The organism is Streptomyces sp. CA-135486, assembly GCF_050936555.1.
In the GTDB taxonomy this organism is placed as follows: domain Bacteria; phylum Actinomycetota; class Actinomycetes; order Streptomycetales; family Streptomycetaceae; genus Streptomyces.
This window is the reverse complement of sequence record NZ_JBNJMM010000001.1, coordinates 1,947,292-1,963,321: the sequence shown is the minus strand read 5'-3', so window position 1 is coordinate 1,963,321 and position 16,030 is coordinate 1,947,292. Positions and strand designations below refer to the sequence as shown.

Annotated in this window: 16 protein-coding genes; 5 read left to right on the top strand and 11 right to left on the bottom strand. The window is 68.7% G+C overall.

The features are described 5' to 3' along the window. Nucleotides 1–33: 33 nt before the first annotated feature. Nucleotides 34–654, bottom strand: coding sequence for an aa3-type cytochrome oxidase subunit III (ctaE, locus tag ACQEVG_RS08885; protein WP_360866443.1), 621 nt, complete (start codon nt 652–654; stop codon nt 34–36). A 178-nt stretch (nt 655–832) separates the two neighbouring features. On the opposite strand from ctaE, the gene ACQEVG_RS08880 reads away from it, so the two are divergent. Continuing rightward, nucleotides 833–1,234 carry a hypothetical protein gene (locus ACQEVG_RS08880; RefSeq protein ID WP_432979553.1) on the top strand — a complete coding sequence of 134 codons (402 nt, stop codon included), beginning with the start codon at nt 833–835 and terminating at the stop codon, nt 1,232–1,234. A gap of 88 nt (nt 1,235–1,322) precedes the next feature. On the opposite strand, the gene ACQEVG_RS08875 is transcribed toward ACQEVG_RS08880, so the two are convergent. From ACQEVG_RS08875 to ctaC, 4 genes are all read right to left on the bottom strand, one after another. After that, nucleotides 1,323–2,576 carry an Ig-like domain-containing protein gene (locus ACQEVG_RS08875; RefSeq protein WP_432979550.1) on the bottom strand — a complete coding sequence of 418 codons (1,254 nt, stop codon included), beginning with the start codon at nt 2,574–2,576 and terminating at the stop codon, nt 1,323–1,325. Between the two features lie 161 nt (nt 2,577–2,737). Next, on the bottom strand, nt 2,738–3,136 hold the full coding sequence (locus tag ACQEVG_RS08870; protein ID WP_432979547.1) for a cytochrome c oxidase subunit 4: 399 nt from the start codon (nt 3,134–3,136) through the stop codon (nt 2,738–2,740). Continuing rightward, nucleotides 3,133–4,863 carry an aa3-type cytochrome oxidase subunit I gene (gene ctaD, locus ACQEVG_RS08865; protein ID WP_432979544.1) on the bottom strand — a complete coding sequence of 577 codons (1,731 nt, stop codon included), beginning with the start codon at nt 4,861–4,863 and terminating at the stop codon, nt 3,133–3,135. The genes ACQEVG_RS08870 and ctaD overlap by 4 nt, the downstream gene beginning before the upstream one ends. Beyond that, a complete protein-coding gene (ctaC, locus tag ACQEVG_RS08860) occupies nt 4,860–5,819 on the bottom strand; it encodes an aa3-type cytochrome oxidase subunit II (RefSeq protein ID WP_432979541.1) in 960 nt (319 codons plus the stop codon). Before ctaC ends, ctaD begins: the two co-directional genes overlap by 4 nt. Before the next feature lie 383 nt (nt 5,820–6,202). Between ctaC and ACQEVG_RS08855 the strand changes: the two genes are divergently transcribed. Further along, nucleotides 6,203–7,585, top strand: a complete 1,383-nt coding sequence (locus ACQEVG_RS08855; RefSeq protein ID WP_432979538.1) for a cysteine desulfurase/sulfurtransferase TusA family protein — start codon at nt 6,203–6,205, stop codon at nt 7,583–7,585. 115 nt (nt 7,586–7,700) lie between these two features. Here ACQEVG_RS08855 and ACQEVG_RS08850 read toward each other — a convergent pair whose 3' ends face one another. Continuing rightward, on the bottom strand, nt 7,701–8,675 hold the full coding sequence (locus ACQEVG_RS08850) for a carbohydrate kinase family protein (protein WP_432979535.1): 975 nt from the start codon (nt 8,673–8,675) through the stop codon (nt 7,701–7,703). A gap of 128 nt (nt 8,676–8,803) precedes the next feature. Here ACQEVG_RS08850 and ACQEVG_RS08845 point away from each other — a divergent pair, with 128 nt between their 5' ends. Together ACQEVG_RS08845 and ACQEVG_RS08840 are read left to right on the top strand one after the other, a co-directional pair. After that, a complete protein-coding gene (locus ACQEVG_RS08845) occupies nt 8,804–9,010 on the top strand; it encodes a hypothetical protein (protein ID WP_360866465.1) in 207 nt (68 codons plus the stop codon). A gap of 111 nt (nt 9,011–9,121) precedes the next feature. After that, nucleotides 9,122–10,609 carry a hypothetical protein gene (locus ACQEVG_RS08840; RefSeq protein ID WP_432979532.1) on the top strand — a complete coding sequence of 496 codons (1,488 nt, stop codon included), beginning with the start codon at nt 9,122–9,124 and terminating at the stop codon, nt 10,607–10,609. 112 nt (nt 10,610–10,721) lie between these two features. Here ACQEVG_RS08840 and ACQEVG_RS08835 read toward each other — a convergent pair whose 3' ends face one another. Then, the gene (locus ACQEVG_RS08835) at nt 10,722–11,078 is read right to left on the bottom strand and encodes an iron-sulfur cluster assembly accessory protein (RefSeq protein WP_432979529.1); all 357 of its coding nucleotides are present in this window, start codon (nt 11,076–11,078) and stop codon (nt 10,722–10,724) included. A 264-nt stretch (nt 11,079–11,342) separates the two neighbouring features. Between ACQEVG_RS08835 and nadA the strand changes: the two genes are divergently transcribed. Then, nucleotides 11,343–12,533 (top strand): quinolinate synthase NadA, encoded by a 1,191-nt coding sequence (gene nadA, locus ACQEVG_RS08830; RefSeq protein WP_432979526.1) that lies wholly within the window; start codon nt 11,343–11,345, stop codon nt 12,531–12,533. Between the two features lie 94 nt (nt 12,534–12,627). On the opposite strand, the gene ACQEVG_RS08825 is transcribed toward nadA, so the two are convergent. The 4 genes from ACQEVG_RS08825 to ACQEVG_RS08810 form a co-directional block, all read right to left on the bottom strand. Continuing rightward, nucleotides 12,628–13,314: a response regulator transcription factor gene (locus tag ACQEVG_RS08825; protein WP_432979523.1), complete on the bottom strand. Its 687-nt coding sequence runs from the start codon at nt 13,312–13,314 to the stop codon at nt 12,628–12,630. Beyond that, a complete protein-coding gene (locus tag ACQEVG_RS08820) occupies nt 13,311–14,531 on the bottom strand; it encodes a sensor histidine kinase (protein WP_432979520.1) in 1,221 nt (406 codons plus the stop codon). The genes ACQEVG_RS08825 and ACQEVG_RS08820 overlap by 4 nt, the downstream gene beginning before the upstream one ends. A 144-nt stretch (nt 14,532–14,675) precedes the next feature. After that, entirely contained in the window at nt 14,676–14,954 is a 279-nt protein-coding gene (pspAA, locus tag ACQEVG_RS08815; protein WP_432979517.1) for a PspA-associated protein PspAA, read from the bottom strand. 29 nt (nt 14,955–14,983) lie between these two features. Then, nucleotides 14,984–15,778 (bottom strand): PspA/IM30 family protein, encoded by a 795-nt coding sequence (locus tag ACQEVG_RS08810; RefSeq protein WP_432979514.1) that lies wholly within the window; start codon nt 15,776–15,778, stop codon nt 14,984–14,986. Between the last annotated feature and the right edge of the window lie 252 nt (nt 15,779–16,030).

The following is a 16,030-nucleotide window of genomic DNA, read 5'->3' as shown; positions in this document are numbered from 1 at the left end:
ATGCTTGCTGGATGTGTGTCGGGCCGGGCCCGACTACTTGATCATGTAGATCGTGGCGAAGAGGCCGATCCAGACGACATCGACGAAGTGCCAGTAGTAGGACACGACGATGGCGGCGGTTGCCTGCTCGTGGGTGAACCTTCTGGCCGCGTACGTCCTGCCGAGTACCAGCAGGAAGGCGATGAGGCCGCCCGTCACGTGCAGGCCGTGGAAGCCGGTGGTCAGGTAGAACACCGAGCCGTACGGGTCCGAGGACAGCGAGAGGCCGTCCTTCTTGACCAGCTCGGTGTACTCGAAGACCTGACCGCCGATGAAGATCGCACCCATCACGAAGGTGATCACGAACCAGGCGCGGAGCTTCTTCACATCGCCCCGCTCCGCGGCGAATACGCCGAGCTGGCAGGTGAGGGAGGAGAGCACCAGGATCGTGGTGTTCGTCGCCGAGAACGGGAAGTTCAGGGCCGAAGCCATTTCCTTCCAGTGCTCGGCGCCCGTCACCGATCGCAGGGTGAAGTACATCGCGAAGAGGGCCGCGAAGAACATCAGCTCGGAACTCAGCCAGATGATGGTTCCGACGCTGGTGAGGTTCGGTCGATTGACCGACGGGTGCGCGTGCCCGGTTTCTACTGTCGTTGCTGTCGCCACGACCGACATTATGTCGGTCGCTTATCCCGCCCTCACTCCGGGGGGTGCCGTTCGGTGTGTCAGTAGGCTGTGTCCAGCCCGAACGGCCCATCGAAGCAGTGTCCGAAGCGCTGTTGACAAGGAGTGGGACGGAGTAGCATCCGCGCATCGGTTCCTGATGCAGTGCCGCCGTCGATTCGGAGGAACAATGCAGTCGAGCGCCACGGTCCTGGTCTACAGCGACAACGCCCACACTCGCGAGCAGGTGCGGCTGGCCGCTGGACGCAGGCCGGCGCCCGATGTTCCCCCGGTCGAGTTCGTCGAATGCGCCACCCTCCCCGCGGTCCTGAAGCGGCTGGACGGGGGCGGCATCGACGCGTGCGTCCTGGACGGCGAGACGGTTCCCGCGGGCGGCATGGGCGTGTGCCGGCAGATCAAGGACGAGATCTTCAACTGCCCGCCGGTGCTGCTGCTGATCGGCCGCCCGCAGGACGCCTGGCTGGCCACCTGGAGCCGTGCCGAGGCCGCGGTGACGCTCCCGGTCGATCCGGTGGAGTTCGCCGACGCGCTGGCGGGCCTGCTGCGCGCCCGGCCGGCCATCAACTCCTGAGGCCGGGCCGCCCTCCCGGGCCCCTTCCTGAGGTTCTTTGAGCCCTGCCCGAGACGGCCCCGGACCGGCCCGAGCCGGGCCCGGGCCGTCAGACCTCGGGACGCAGCCGCGCCTCGTCCACGGAGCTGCTGCCGTCCCTGGTGTCGGCCACCAGGGCACTGCCACCGCGCCACCTGTCCCAGGACACGTTCCAGTCGCCGAAGCCGTTGCCGAACGGGTCCATCTCGGCGCCCAGGCTGTTGATGACCTTGACTATGTCGCCCTCACGGACGGTCTCGAAGAACCATGCGGCGTTGCCGGTGGACATCCCGGTGCAGCCGTGGCTGACGTTCGCGTACCCCTGCGAGCCGACGGACCAGGGCGCGGCGTGGACGTACTCACCGCTCCAGGTGACCCGCGTCGCGTAATACACGGGCAGGTCGTACGACTCCGAGCTGCCCGCCGCTATCCCGATGCTGGTACCGCGCATCCGTACGAAGTACTCCTTGCCGAGCACGACCTTGATTCCGTTGCGGGTGGAGAATCCGGGCTTGCCGGTGGTCACCGGAATGGTGTTGATCACTTCTCCGTTGCGCTTGACCGTCATCTGGTGCGCGCCCGCGTCGGTGATGGCCTCGATGCGGTCCCCGATGGTGATTTTCAGCTCCTTCGAGGGGCCGCCGTAGAGCTTGTCGGAGACCTTGACGCCCTGGAGGTTGCTGGTGGCCCTCAGGGTCGCGCCGGTGGGCCAGTACTCCTTCGGGCGGTAGTGCAGTTTCTTGTCGTCCACCCAGTACCAGGCGCCCTCCACGGAGGGGCTGGACTCCACCTTGAGGGCGCGTTCCACGACGGCCCTGGCCGCCTTGTCCTTGACCGGGAGGCTGAGCTCCGCGGTGATGGGCTGGCCGACGCCGTACGTGCCCGCCTTGGGGCCGAGGTTGACCGTCAGGAGCCGCTTGGCGGGGGAGGTCTCGAAGGTCAGCGTACGGACGCCCGGGGAGCCGTCCTCGTCCTCCGTGGAGACCTTGACGGTGTACTTCACACCGGCGGACAGCGGTGCGGTGGAGCGCCAGCGGGCGCCCTCGGCGTCGAGTTCGCCGGCCAGGTGGTGTCCCGAGTCGTCGGTGACCGTCACATCGGTGATCCGGCCGTCGTCGCCCGTGGCGACGACCTCGAGCGGCTTGTCGGGGTCCACCTTGGTGCTGTCGTCGGGCGTGTTGAAGGAGACCTGGTCCGCCGCGTCGAACGGCTTCGCGGCGAGCGGGTTGCTGTCGGAGTCCGAGCACGCAGCCGCGGCCGCGCCGAAGGACACGACCAGCAAGGTGCAGGTGAGGACGGTGCGTATGCGCGGCGTGTGGTTCATAAGCACACGCTATGAAGACCAGTTGACGGCGGCGCGCTGGGTGAGGCCAAACGGAGGGGCCCGGATCCCCCTCACGAGTGAAGGGATCCGGGCCCTGCCGTGTGTCGCTTGACGCGGCGCTGTGTTGATACGGGGGGCAACCCCCGGACCCTCAGCCGGAACTACTGGTTCTGGTTCTCGCCGCGGTAGTACTCGAATACCCAGCCGAACAGACCGACGAGGATGACCGGGAGCGAGAAGTACAGCAGCCACCAGCCGAAGACGACGCCCATGAAGGCCAGGGCACCGCCCACGGCCAGGGAGAGCGGCTGCCAGCTGTGCGGGGAAAAGAACCCCACCTCGCCGGCCTCGTCCGCCACGTCGGCGTCCTTGTTGTCCTGCGCCATGGCGTCCACTCGCCGGGCCGTGAAGGCCAGGTAGTAGCCGATCATGATGCTCAGGCCGAAGCCGAGGAAGAGCGCGGTGGTACCGGCAGGCTCCTTCGACCACACGCCATAGACGATCGCCATGGCGAGAATGAAGAAGCTCAGCCAGAGGAACATCTTGCCCTGGATCCTCACTTGCCCGCCTCCTTCTCACCAGCGATGACGCCGGCGCCGTGACCGACGTGCTCGAGGGCCGCGATCTCCGGGTGGTGCAGATCGAACGCCGGGGATTCGCTGCGGATCCGGGGCAGAGTGATGAAGTTGTGCCGCGGCGGCGGGCAGGACGTCGCCCATTCGAGCGAACGGCCGTAGCCCCACGGGTCGTCGACCTCGATCTTCTTGCCGTACTTGGCCGTCTTCCAGACGTTGTAGAGGAACGGCAGGATCGACAGACCGAGCACGAACGAGCTGATCGTGGAGATCGTGTTCAGCGCGGTGAAGCCGTCGGCGGCGAGGTAGTCCGCGTACCGACGCGGCATGCCCTCGGCGCCCAGCCAGTGCTGCACCAGGAACGTGCCGTGGAAGCCGATGAACAGCGTCCAGAAGGTGATCTTGCCCAGCCGCTCGTCCAGCATCTTGCCCGTGAACTTCGGCCACCAGAAGTGGAAGCCGGCGAACATCGCGAAGACCACGGTGCCGAAGACGACGTAGTGGAAGTGGGCGACGACGAAGTACGAGTCGGAGACGTGGAAGTCCATCGGGGGCGAGGCCAGGATGACGCCGGTCAGTCCACCGAAGGTGAAGGTGACCAGGAAGCCGATCGTCCAGAGCATCGGAGTCTCGAAGGACAGCGAGCCCTTCCACATGGTGCCGATCCAGTTGAAGAACTTTACACCGGTCGGTACCGCGATCAGGAAGGTCATGAAGGAGAAGAACGGCAACAGCACGCCGCCTGTGACGTACATGTGGTGTGCCCACACCGTCACGGACAGACCGGCGATCGCGATGGTCGCGCCCACCAGTCCGATGTAACCGAACATCGGCTTGCGGCTGAAGACGGGGATCACCTCGGAGACGATCCCGAAGAACGGCAAGGCGATGATGTACACCTCTGGATGGCCGAAGAACCAGAAGAGGTGTTGCCAGAGCAACGCGCCGCCGTTGGCCGCGTCGAACACATGGGCGCCGAACTTGCGGTCCGCCTCCAGCGCGAAGAGCGCGGCGGCCAGCACCGGGAAGGCGAGCAGGACCAGCACACCGGTCAGCAGCACGTTCCAGGTGAAGATCGGCATCCGGAACATCGTCATGCCGGGCGCGCGCATGCAGATGATCGTGGTGATGAAGTTGACCGAACCGAGGATCGTGCCGAAGCCGGAGAAGGCCAGACCCATGATCCACATGTCCGCGCCGACGCCCGGCGAACGGACCGCGTCCGACAGCGGGGAGTAGGCGAACCAGCCGAAGTCGGCCGCACCCTGCGGGGTGATGAAGCCGGCCACCGCGATGAGCGAGCCGAAGAGGTACAGCCAGTACGCGAACATGTTCAGCCGCGGGAACGCCACGTCGGGCGCGCCGATCTGCAGCGGCATGATCCAGTTCGCGAATCCGGCGAACAGCGGCGTCGCGAACATCAGCAGCATGATCGTGCCGTGCATCGTGAACGCCTGGTTGAACTGCTCGTTCGACATGATCTGCGTGCCGGGACGGGCCAGCTCGGCGCGCATGAAGAGCGCCATCAGACCGCCGATGCAGAAGAACGCGAACGACGTGACCAGGTACATCGTGCCGATGGTCTTGTGGTCAGTGGTGGTCATCCACTTCACGACCACGCTTCCCGGCTGCTTGCGCCGTACCGGCAGCTCGTTCGCGTACGAGTCGTCAGCTGCTTCGGCGGCACCCTGAGGTTCGTTGAGGATGCTCACAGTTTGTTCGTCTCCGAGTTCCGGGCCGGGTCGGTCTGCTCGATACCGGCCGGGATGTAGCCGGTCTGCCCCTTCTTCGCCAGCTCCGCGAGGTGCTGCTGGTAGCGCTCCGGGGAGACGACCTTGACGTTGAAGAGCATCCGGGAGTGGTCGACGCCGCAGAGCTCCGCGCACTTGCCGAGGAAGGTGCCCTCCTGGGTGGGCGTCACCTCGAACGAGTTGGTGTGCCCGGGGATGACGTCCTGCTTCATCAGGAAGGGGACAACCCAGAAGGAGTGGATGACGTCACGAGAGGTCAGGACGAACCGGACCTTCTCGCCCTTGGGCAGCCACAGCGTCGGGCCCGGGTTGCCGGTCTGGGGGTTGACGGTGCCGGGGATGCCTGCGTCGTAGACGCCGCCCGCGTTCGCCGGGAAGTCCTCTCGGAACCTGTCCGGAATCGCTTCCAGGTTTCCGTCGGTCTTGGCGTCGCCCTTTACGCCCGGCACGTCCTCGACGTAGTTGAAGCCCCAGCTCCACTGGTAGCCGACCACGTTGACCGTGTGGGCGGGCTTTTCGGCGAGGGACAGCAGCTTCGACTCATCACGCGCAGTGAAGTAGAAGAGCACCGAAACGATGATGAGCGGAACCACGGTGTACAGGGCCTCGATGGGCATGTTGTACCGGGTCTGCGGAGGTACCTCCACCTTGGTGCGGCTGCGCCGGTGGAAGATGACACTCCAGATGATCAGCCCCCATACCAGGATGCCCGTGACGAGCGCTGCCGCCCACGAGCCCTGCCAGAGGGAGAGGATCCGGGGAGCCTCCTCCGTTACCGGGGTGGGCATTCCCAGGCGGGGAAAGTCCTTGTATGTGCAACCAGAGGCGGTCGCCAGGACAACGCCCGCGGTCAGCACCTGGAGCAGCTTCCGCCGCATCGGGCGCCGCGACGAGCGGTCGGAGCCGTTGGGACTCACGTAGCGCCTTCCCGAGAGTCTCGGCCCGCGCGACGGGATGCGGCCGTCTCGCTGGTCGGTCGCCGGCCCTGACGCGGGCAGGGGTTTGGATGTTTATGCGGACCAAACCCTACTGGACGCTATTTGGGGTCGCGCGGGGAGGGTGCCCAACGCGCCGTCCGACACCCCGAAGGGATGGACTGCCCTGGTCATCGGCGCTGAATCCCGGCCTCCGGTGGGCATCTGACGACCCCTGGCCTACGCCTCCCGAGGAGTCGGCACAGAGGTACGGCGGTCTGCCCGCGCCCCGGCCACCGGGAGCGCGGGGGGTCCGCCCGCGAACCCTCCACCGGGGAGCGCGGGGCTCCACGGACGTGCTGACTCGGCGGGGTTAGCGTTGCAGCGTGCCCTACTTCGATGTCGCGTCCTCCGCTCCCCTGCACCCGGTGGCCCGGCAGGCCCTGCAGGCCTCCCTCGACGAAGGCTGGGCCGATCCCGCCCGGCTCTACCGCGAGGGGCGGCGCGCCAGGCTGCTGCTGGACGCCGCGCGGGAGGCTGCGGCGGAGGCCGTGGGCTGCCGTCCGGACGAGCTCGTCTTCACTCCTTCGGGGACGCGAGCGATTCACCTCGGAATTTCCGGCGTGCTCGCGGGGCGTCGGCGTGTCGGGCGCCATCTGGTGGTGTCCGCGGTCGAACACTCGGCGGTGCTGCATGCGGCGGGCACGCACGAGGCGGCCGACGGGGCGACGGTGACGGAGGTGCCGGTGAACCGGGCCGGGGCGGTGTCGGCTGCCGCGTACACCGCCGCCCTGCGGGACGACACCGCGCTGGCCTGTCTCCAGTCGGCCAACCACGAGGTGGGGACGGAACAGCCGGTGGCGGAGGTCGCCGAGGCGTGCGCGGCGGCGGGGGTGCCGTTGTTGGTGGACGCGGCGCAGTCGCTCGGGTGGGGGCCGGTGGCCGGTGACTGGTCGCTGCTCGCAGCGAGCGCGCACAAGTGGGGCGGGCCTGCCGGGGTGGGGCTGCTCGCCGTACGCAAGGGTGTCCGGTTCGCCGCCCAAGGCCCCGCCGACGAGCGGGAGTCGGGGCGGTCGGCCGGCTTCGAGAACATCCCGGCGATCGTGGCGGCGGCGGCGTCACTGCGGGCGGTACGGGCGGAGGCGGCGGACGAGGCGGTACGGCTGCGGGCCCTGGTGGACCGGATCCGCGCGCGGGTGCCGGAGCTGGTGCCGGACATCGAGGTGGTGGGCGATCCGGTGCGCCGACTCCCCCATCTCGTCACCTTCTCCTGTCTCTATGTCGACGGAGAGACAGTGCTGCACGAGCTGGACCGGGCGGGGTTCTCGGTCTCGTCGGGCTCCTCGTGTACGAGCAGCACGCTCACGCCGAGCCATGTACTGCGGGCGATGGGGGTGCTGAGCGAGGGGAATGTGCGGGTCTCGCTGCCGCTCGGCACGACGGAGGAGGACGTGGACGGCTTCCTGTCGGTCCTGCCGGGTGTGGTGTCGGCGGTCCGGGAACGCCTCGGCGCGCCTGTCCCGTCGGCCGGGACCGGGCAGACGGCGTCACTCGTGGTGGACGCGCTCGGCAAGCGGTGCCCGATCCCGGTGATCGAGCTGGCGAAGGTGATCGGGGACGTGCCGATCGGCGGCACGGTGACGGTGCTGTCGGACGACGGGGCGGCGCGGCTGGACATCCCGGCGTGGTGCGAGATGCGGGGGCAGGAGTATGTGGGGGAGGAGGGCGCGGCGGGGGGTGTGGCGTACATGGTGCGGCGGGTGGTGTGACATCCGCGCCGGGTTTGTGCCCCTCCCCGCCGCCTCCCGAACCATGGGCTCCGCCCCGGACCCCCGGACCCCCGAACGCCCTTCGGGCGCGGGGGGCCGGGGCCGGGCCCCGGTGTCAGTGCAGGTGGCGCTGGACTTCTGCCGACGCGTCGTGGCCGTACGCCTTCGTGAAGCGGTCCATGAAGTGCGCCCGCCGCAGCGTGTACTCCTGCGTGCCCAGCGTCTCGATCACCAGCGTCGCCAGCATGCAGCCGACCTGCGCCGCGCGCTCCAGGCTCACGCCCCACGACAGGCCCGACAGGAAGCCCGCGCGGAACGCGTCGCCGACGCCCGTCGGGTCGACCTTGGCCTCCTCCTCCGGCACGCCGACCTCGATCGGCTCCTGACCGGCGCACTCGATGCGGACACCGTTCGAGCCGAGCGTGGTGACCCGGTGGCCGACCCGCGCCAGGATCTCCGCGTCCGTCCAGCCCGTCTTGGACTCGATGAGCCCCTTCTCGTACTCGTTCGAGAAGAGGTAGGTCGCCCCGTCCAGCAGTATCCGGATCTCGTCGCCGTTCATGCGCGCGATCTGCTGCGAGAAGTCGGCCGCGAAGGGAATCGCGCGGGAGCGGCACTCCTCGGTGTGGCGGAGCATCGCCTCGGGGTCGTCCGCGCCGATCAGGACGAGGTCGAGCCCGCCGACCCGGTCGGCGACGGACTTCAGCTCGATGAGGCGGGCCTCGCTCATGGCGCCGGTGTAGAAGGAGCCGATCTGGTTGTGGTCGGCGTCCGTGGTGCAGACGAAGCGCGCGGTGTGCAGCACCTCCGAGATGCGTACGGACGCGGTGTCCACGCCGTGCCGGTCCAGCCACGCGCGGTACTCGTCGAAGTCGGATCCGGCCGCGCCGACCAGGATCGGCCCGCTGCCGAGTTGGCCCATGCCGAAGCAGATGTTGGCGCCGACACCGCCCCGGCGCACATCGAGGTTGTCGACCAGGAAGGAGAGGGAGACCGTGTGCAGTTGGTCCGCGACCAACTGGTCGGCGAAGCGGCCGGGGAAGGTCATGAGATGGTCGGTGGCGATGGAGCCGGTGACTGCGATTCGCACGGCGATGCGCTCCTGTGGCGGGGTGGGTTTGACAGTTCACGCTACCGGGTCGAGGGCCCCTCGCGAAGTGCGGAAACTACCCGATAGTAGGTCTTTTTCATGGTCGCCCACGTGCGTACGGTGCGGATATGACGAAGCCCATCACCCCCCGTGAGTCGCGAGAGTCCGAGATCAGTCTGGCCCAGCTGCGCGGTGACTGCGCACGAATGGCTCCGCACTGGGTGGTGCCCGCGGCGGCCGTGCCCGCGCCCGTGCCGCCGTCCCGCATCCATGGTGTCGTGGTCCCGGCCTCTTCCGCCCGGCTTCTCGACGCGATGGCCGAATACGGCGACTGAGTTCCGCTCGACGTTCCGCCCGACGGGGGGCGCATCAGGGAACCGTGCGCTCCCCCGCTCCGTCACATCCATGTCCCCGTACAACGGGGACATGAGACAAGGAGCGATGCGGTGAGCAGTACGGAGCGACCTCCCAACAGCGCGGACACCCCCCGCAGTCGGCGTTCCCCGCTCGTCGTCGCCTCAGTGGCGGCGGCGGTGCTGATCGCGGGTGGCGGTGGCGCGTATTTCGCGACGGCCGGCTTCGACAGCGACGGCGCGGAGGCCAAGAGCGGTGCGCCGGGCAAGGGCTCGAATCCGCCCCCGCTCGCCCTGGACGACCGCGGGGAGGGCTCGGGCCGCGGCGGCATCGCGCCGGGTGAGCCCGACCCCTCGGGCGGGGTCGTCTACCGGGCCGCGGGCAAGCTGCCGGACGGGCCGGACAAGGCCGCCGTCCACCGTGCGAAGGGTGCCGTCACGGCGGCCGAGGTGACGGCGCTGGCGAAGGCGCTCGAGGTGCCGGGCACCCCGCGGCTGACCGGCCAGGCCTGGAAGATCGGGGCGGACAAGGACGGCGCCGGCCCGCTGCTGCAGGTCAACAAGGAGGCGCCGGGTACCTGGACGTTCGCCAGGTTCGGGGCTTCGCCGGGCGGCGACAACTGCAAGAAGGTCGATGTCTGTCCGTCCCGTGCCGACTTGGGGACGACGGCTGGGAGCACGGCCCGCACCGCGCCGGTGAGCGAGGATGCCGCGAAGAAGGCCGCGTCGCCCGTGCTGAAGGCGCTCGGCCAGAGCGACGCGAAGCTGGACGCCCGCCAACTGATGGGCTCGGCACGGGTGGTGAACGCCGATCCGGTGGTCGGCGGCCTGCCGACGTACGGCTGGACGACCGGCATCCAGGTCGGCGCGGACGGTCAAGTGGTCGGCGGCAGCGGGCAGTTGAAGAAGCCCGTCAAGAGCGACGAGTATCCGGTGATCTCCGCCGAGGAGGCGCTGAAGCAGCTGAACAAGGACTCCACGGGCAGCGGCCCGATCGGTATCGGCGGCTGCGCCACGCCCGTGCCGCTGGAGGGCGAGCAGAAGCCCGACGCCCCGTGCACGCCGAAGGAGAAGGCGACCGGTCCCGAACAGCTGACGATCGGCAAGGCGGTCTTCGGACTGGCCGCGCAGTATGTCGGCGGGCAGCAGGCACTCGTACCGTCGTGGCTCTTCCAGGTGGAGCCGAAGGGCGGCGCCCAGCCGTTCACCATCGCGCAGCCCGCGGTGGCCCCGAAATTCCTGAAGGAGCCCACGCCGCCGGCACAGGACGTCAAGCCGACCGAGCCGCGGAAAGACCACGCGACGCCGTCCGACCGGCGCGTCCAGTCGTACACCGCGGACGGGCCGACCCTGACGGTGACGTTCTGGGGCGGGGTGTGCAGCGACTACGCGGCGACGGCGACGGAGAGCGCAGACACCGTGAAGGTCAAGATCACCGAGACGAACCCGGACCCGGATCGGGTCTGCATCGCCATCGCCAAGGAGCTGACGGAGAAGGTGACGCTGGCCAAGCCGCTGGGCGACCGGAAGGTCGTGGACGCGGAGACGGGTCAGGCCGTACCGCGGAGCTCGTCCCGCTGACCTGACACAGCACGGAACTGACACGGCACTGAACTGACACAGCACATGTACGAAGGCGGCGGCCCCGGTCTCGGGGGCGCCGCCTTCGTACGTGTCGTACCTGCCTCGAGCCTTAGCTGAAGGAGTCGCCGCAGGCGCAGGACCCGGTGGCGTTCGGGTTGTCGATCGTGAAGCCCTGCTTCTCGATCGTGTCCACGAAGTCGATCGACGCGCCGCCCAGGTACGGGGCGCTCATCCGGTCGGTCACGACCGTGACGCCGCCGAAGTCCTTGACGACATCGCCGTCGAGCGAACGCTCGTCGAAGAACAGCTGGTAGCGCAGGCCGGAGCAGCCGCCGGGCTGAACGGCGACGCGCAGCGCCAGGTCCTCCCGGCCTTCCTGCTCCAGCAGGGCCTTGACCTTGGCCGCGGCGGCGTCGGACAGGAGGATGCCGTCGTTCACGGTGGTGGTCTCGTCCGATACGGACATCTGCTTCTCTCCCGGGTTGTACGGAGACTGCTTGCCGACAATGCAACCGGCGTGGCCGCGGATTCATTCCGGACCGAGGGCTGACTTTCCCCTTCATGCTCGCACACCCGCTCTTCGGAGAGGACCGAGCTGTGGACGGCGGGTGTACGGCGGGGCGTACGGGGGGTGCGTCACATCGACGCTATGGACATCGTCAAAGTGACGTGAAGCAGTTATGATAGATAGCGTCAAATAGACGAGAAGTACCTCTGCAGAAGAGAAAGGGTGCGTGACGTGACCACCGCCCAAGCCCGCCCTGAGCTCGACGTCCAGCCGACGCCGCTCGCCCTGCTGCTGCTCGGCCGTGAGGCCGACCCCAGGAGCGAGCGCGGCGTGGAGTGCCCCGGCGACCTGCCGTCCCCGTCCGACCCGGACCTGGTGGAGCGCGCCCGCGCGGCCAAGGAGAAGCTCGGCGACAAGGTCTTCGTCCTGGGCCACCACTACCAGCGCGACGAGGTCATCCAGTTCGCCGACGTCACCGGCGACTCCTTCAAGCTGGCCAAGGACGCCGCGGCCCGGCCGGAGGCCGAGTACATCGTGTTCTGCGGTGTGCACTTCATGGCGGAGTCCGCCGACATTCTCACCTCCGACGACCAGAAGGTCGTGCTGCCGGACCTGGCGGCGGGCTGCTCGATGGCCGACATGGCGACGGCCGAGCAGGTCGCGGAGTGCTGGGACGTGCTGACCGACGCCGGCATAGCCGAGCAGGTCGTGCCCGTCTCGTACATGAACTCCTCGGCGGACATCAAGGCCTTCACCGGCAAGCACGGCGGGACGATCTGTACCTCGTCGAACGCGAAGCGCGCGCTGGACTGGGCTTTCGAGCAGGGCGAGAAGGTGCTCTTCCTGCCGGACCAGCACCTCGGGCGGAACACCGCGGTCCGCGACATGGGCATGTCCCTGGACGACTGCGTGCTCTACAACCCGCACAAGCCCAACGGCGGGCTGACCGTCGAGCAGCTGCGCGACGCGAAGATGATCCTCTGGCGCGGTCACTGCTCGGTGCACGGTCGGTTCTCGCTGGACTCGGTGAACGACGTACGCGAGCGGATCCCGGGCGTGAACGTCCTCGTCCACCCGGAGTGCAAGCACGAGGTCGTGTCCGCGGCGGACTACGTCGGCTCGACGGAGTACATCATCAAGACGCTGGAGGCGGCCCCGGCCGGCTCCAAGTGGGCCATCGGCACCGAGCTCAACCTGGTCCGCCGGGTCGCGAACGCGCACCCCGACAAGGAGATCGTCTTCCTCGACAAGACCGTCTGCTTCTGCTCGACCATGAACCGCATCGACCTGCCGCACCTGGTGTGGGCGCTGGAGTCGCTGGCGGAGGGGAATCTGGTGAACCGGATTCAGGTCGACAAGGAGACGGAGAGCTTCGCGAAGCTGGCGCTGGAGCGGATGCTGGCGCTGCCGTAGCGCGTCCGTCTGCCGGTAGTTCTGCGGTAAGGGGCACCCGCCATTGCGGGCGCCCCTTACTCAATACTCAATCCTTTGGACTCCGTCCTTGGACCTACTCCACCCGTGGACGAACCAGGCCCGATTCATACGCGATGACCACCAGCTGGGCGCGGTCCCGGGCGCCCAGTTTCGCCATCGCGCGGTTCACATGGGTCTTGACGGTCAGCGGGCTGACCGCGAGCTGCTCGGCGATCTCGTCGTTGGAGTGGCCACCGGCGACCAGGACGAGGACCTCGCGCTCGCGCCCGGTGAGCGCGCCGAGCCGCTCGGAGTACGCCTTGGAGTCCTGCCCGTCGTCCGAAGTGCCGCCCTGCGCGAGGAACTTGGCGATCAGGCCCTTGGTCGCCACCGGCGAGAGCAGCGCCTCACCCGCGGCTGCTATACGGATGGCGTTCAGCAGTTCGTCCGGTTCGGCGCCCTTGCCCAGAAAGCCCGACGCCCCGGCCCGCAGCGACTGCACCACGTACTCGTCCACCTCGAAGGTGGTCAGCATGACGACGCGTACCTGGGACAGCTCGGGGTCCGCGCTGATCAGGCGGGTCGCGGCGAGTCCGTCCGTACCGGGCATACGGATGTCCATCAGGACGACATCGGCCTTGGCCGAGCGGGCGAGGTCGACCGCCTCGGCGCCGTCCGCGGCCTCCGCGACGACCTCCATGTCGGGCTCGGAGTCCACCAGCACCCTGAACGCGCTGCGCAGCAGCGTCTGGTCGTCGGCAAGCAGCACCCTGATCGTCATCTGTCCTCCCCCGTACGCGTCTTGAGCGGCAGTATCGCCTGTACGCGGAAGCCGCCGCCGTAGCGGGGACCCGTGGTGAGGGTGCCGCCGAGTGCGGTGACGCGCTCGCGCATGCCCAGCAGACCGTGGCCGCCGCCGGCCGTCTGCCCCGTTGGCTGCGCGCCGTTGTCCAGCACGGTCACTTCCAGGGTCGGGCCGACCCGGATCACGCTCACCTCGGCCTTGGCATCGTGGCCCGCGTGCTTCTGCGCATTGGTCAGCGCCTCCTGGATGATCCGGTAGGCCGCGAGGTCGACGGCCGCCGGCAGCCTGATGCCCTCGTCGGCGCGGGCCACCTCGACCGGCAGACCTGCCTGCCGGAAGGTGATGACCAACTCGTCGAGGACTTCGAGGCCCGGGGCCGGCTCGGTCGGGGCCTCCGGGTCGCCGGACTGGCGCAGCAGGCCGACCGTGGCGCGCAGTTCGTTGAGGGCCGATCGGCTGGCCTCGCGCACATGGGCGAGGGCTTCCTTTGCCTGGTCGGGCCGCTTGTCCATGACATGGGCCGCCACGCCCGCCTGCACATTGACCAGGGCGATGTGGTGCGCGACCACATCGTGCAGATCGCGGGCGATCCGCAGCCGCTCCTCGGCGACCCGGCGGCGGGCCTCCTCCTCACGGGTGCGCTCGGCGCGCTCGGCCCGCTCGCGTATCGCGTCGACGAAGGCACGACGGCTGCGTACGGCATCGCCTGCGGCCGCCGCCATTCCGGTCCAGGCGAAGATGCCGAGGTTCTCCTGGGAGTACCAGGGAGCCGAGCCGAAGAACACCGCGGCACCGGTCAGCACCGCCATGGTGAGCAGGCCGACCCGCCAGGTGGTGGGCCGGTCGGTGCGGGAGGCGACCGTATAGAGCGCGATCACCGCGCTCATCGCGACCGGGGCGGGCGGGTCCCCGGTGACCAGTTCGGCGACGGAGACCACGCCGGTGAGGACGAGCACCGCCAGGGGGTTGCGGCGGCGGAAGACGAGCGCGCCCGCCGCCAGCACCATCAGCACCACACTGCGCAGCTCCGGGGTCCGGCTCCCGAACTCCGGACCGTGTGGCCCGTTCGGGTCCGCGAAGGAGCCGACGACCATGCAGATCAGCACGGCCGCCGCGAGCGCGCCGTCCAGCGCCGGCGGATACGCGCGGAGCCAGCGCTGGGTGCGGGCGAACCCGGTGGCGAGTGAGGTCACATCGAGCAACGGTACGGCGTGCCGCGAGAGCCGCGTACACGCGTGAGCACAGCAGTAGACGGCAGAACGCCCCGCTCCGGAACATCCGGGGCGGGGCGTTGTGTCTGTTGGAGTGCGGAGGTGAACCCGGTGCGAGTGCGGACGTCAGCCGGGGATGAGGCCGTCGTCCCTGAGCAGTGCCCGTACGTCCTCGAGAGTCGCGTCCGGAGCAGGGAGAATCAGCTCGGACGGCTCCAGGGAGTCGTCCGGAAGCGGCTCGCCGAGCTCCCGGACCTTCTCCAGGAGCGCGTGGAATGTCCGGCGGAAGCCCGGCCCGTCACCGCTCTCCATCTCGGCCAGCAGCTCGTCGTCGAGCTTGTTCAGCTCGGTGAGGTGGCTGTCCGCCAGCCTCAGCTGACCCTCCCCCATGATCCGAACGATCATGACGAGTCCCTACTGCTTGTCGCTGCCTGTCACTGCTTGTCGAACTTCGGGGCGTTCTGCTGCCCAGCCGAGTCCTGCTGGCCGCCGGAGCCGCCTTCGATGGACTGCTGCGAGGTCGAGCCGCCGGCGAGCTCGGCCTTCATCCGCTGCAGCTCCAGCTCTACATCTGTACCACCGGAGATGCGGTCCAGCTCGGCGGCGATGTCGTCCTTCGCCATCCCGGACTGGTCGTCGAGTGCGCCGGAGGCGAGCAGCTCGTCGATCGCGCCGGCCCGGGCCTGCAGCTGTGCGGTCTTGTCCTCGGCCCGCTGGATCGCCAGGCCGACGTCGCCCATCTCCTCGGAGATGCCGGAGAAGGCCTCGCCGATCCGGGTCTGCGCCTGGGCCGCGGTGTAGGTGGCCTTGATGGTCTCCTTCTTCGTACGGAAGGCGTCCACCTTGGCCTGCAGCCGCTGGGCCGCGAGGGTGAGCTTCTCCTCCTCGCCCTGCAGCGTCTGGTGCTGTGTTTCGAGGTCGGTGACCTGCTGCTGGAGCGCGGCGCGGCGGGACAGCGCCTCGCGCGCCAGGTCCTCACGGCCGAGCGCCAGCGCCTTGCGGCCCTGGTCCTCCAGCTTGGAGGACTGTCCCTGCAGCTGGTTCAGCTGCAGCTCGAGCCGCTTGCGGGAGGTCGCCACATCGGCGACTCCGCGGCGCACCTTCTGCAGCAGCTCCAGCTGCTTCTGGTACGAGTAATCGAGGGTTTCGCGCGGATCCTCGGCCCGGTCAAGGGCCTTGTTTGCCTTCGCGCGGAAGATCATCCCCATACGCTTCATGACACCGCTCATGGGCTTCGCGCGCCCCCTTCTGACGGACTCAGCTTCAGCACTCCAACAGAACCCACAGTACGGGCCCTGCATCCATTACCGCACTGTTCGAGCGCGGATGCGCTCATCCCCAAGGACGACTGACCACGGCCTCCGATCCGGCGCAAGGAGTAGGTGGCCGTCAGGGAAACCACGGGCAACGTCCACTGTGTCCGGCTTCCGGCCGGGTTCTGTCCTCTACAGACGCACGGCGTTGCGGGATCGTTCCCGGGC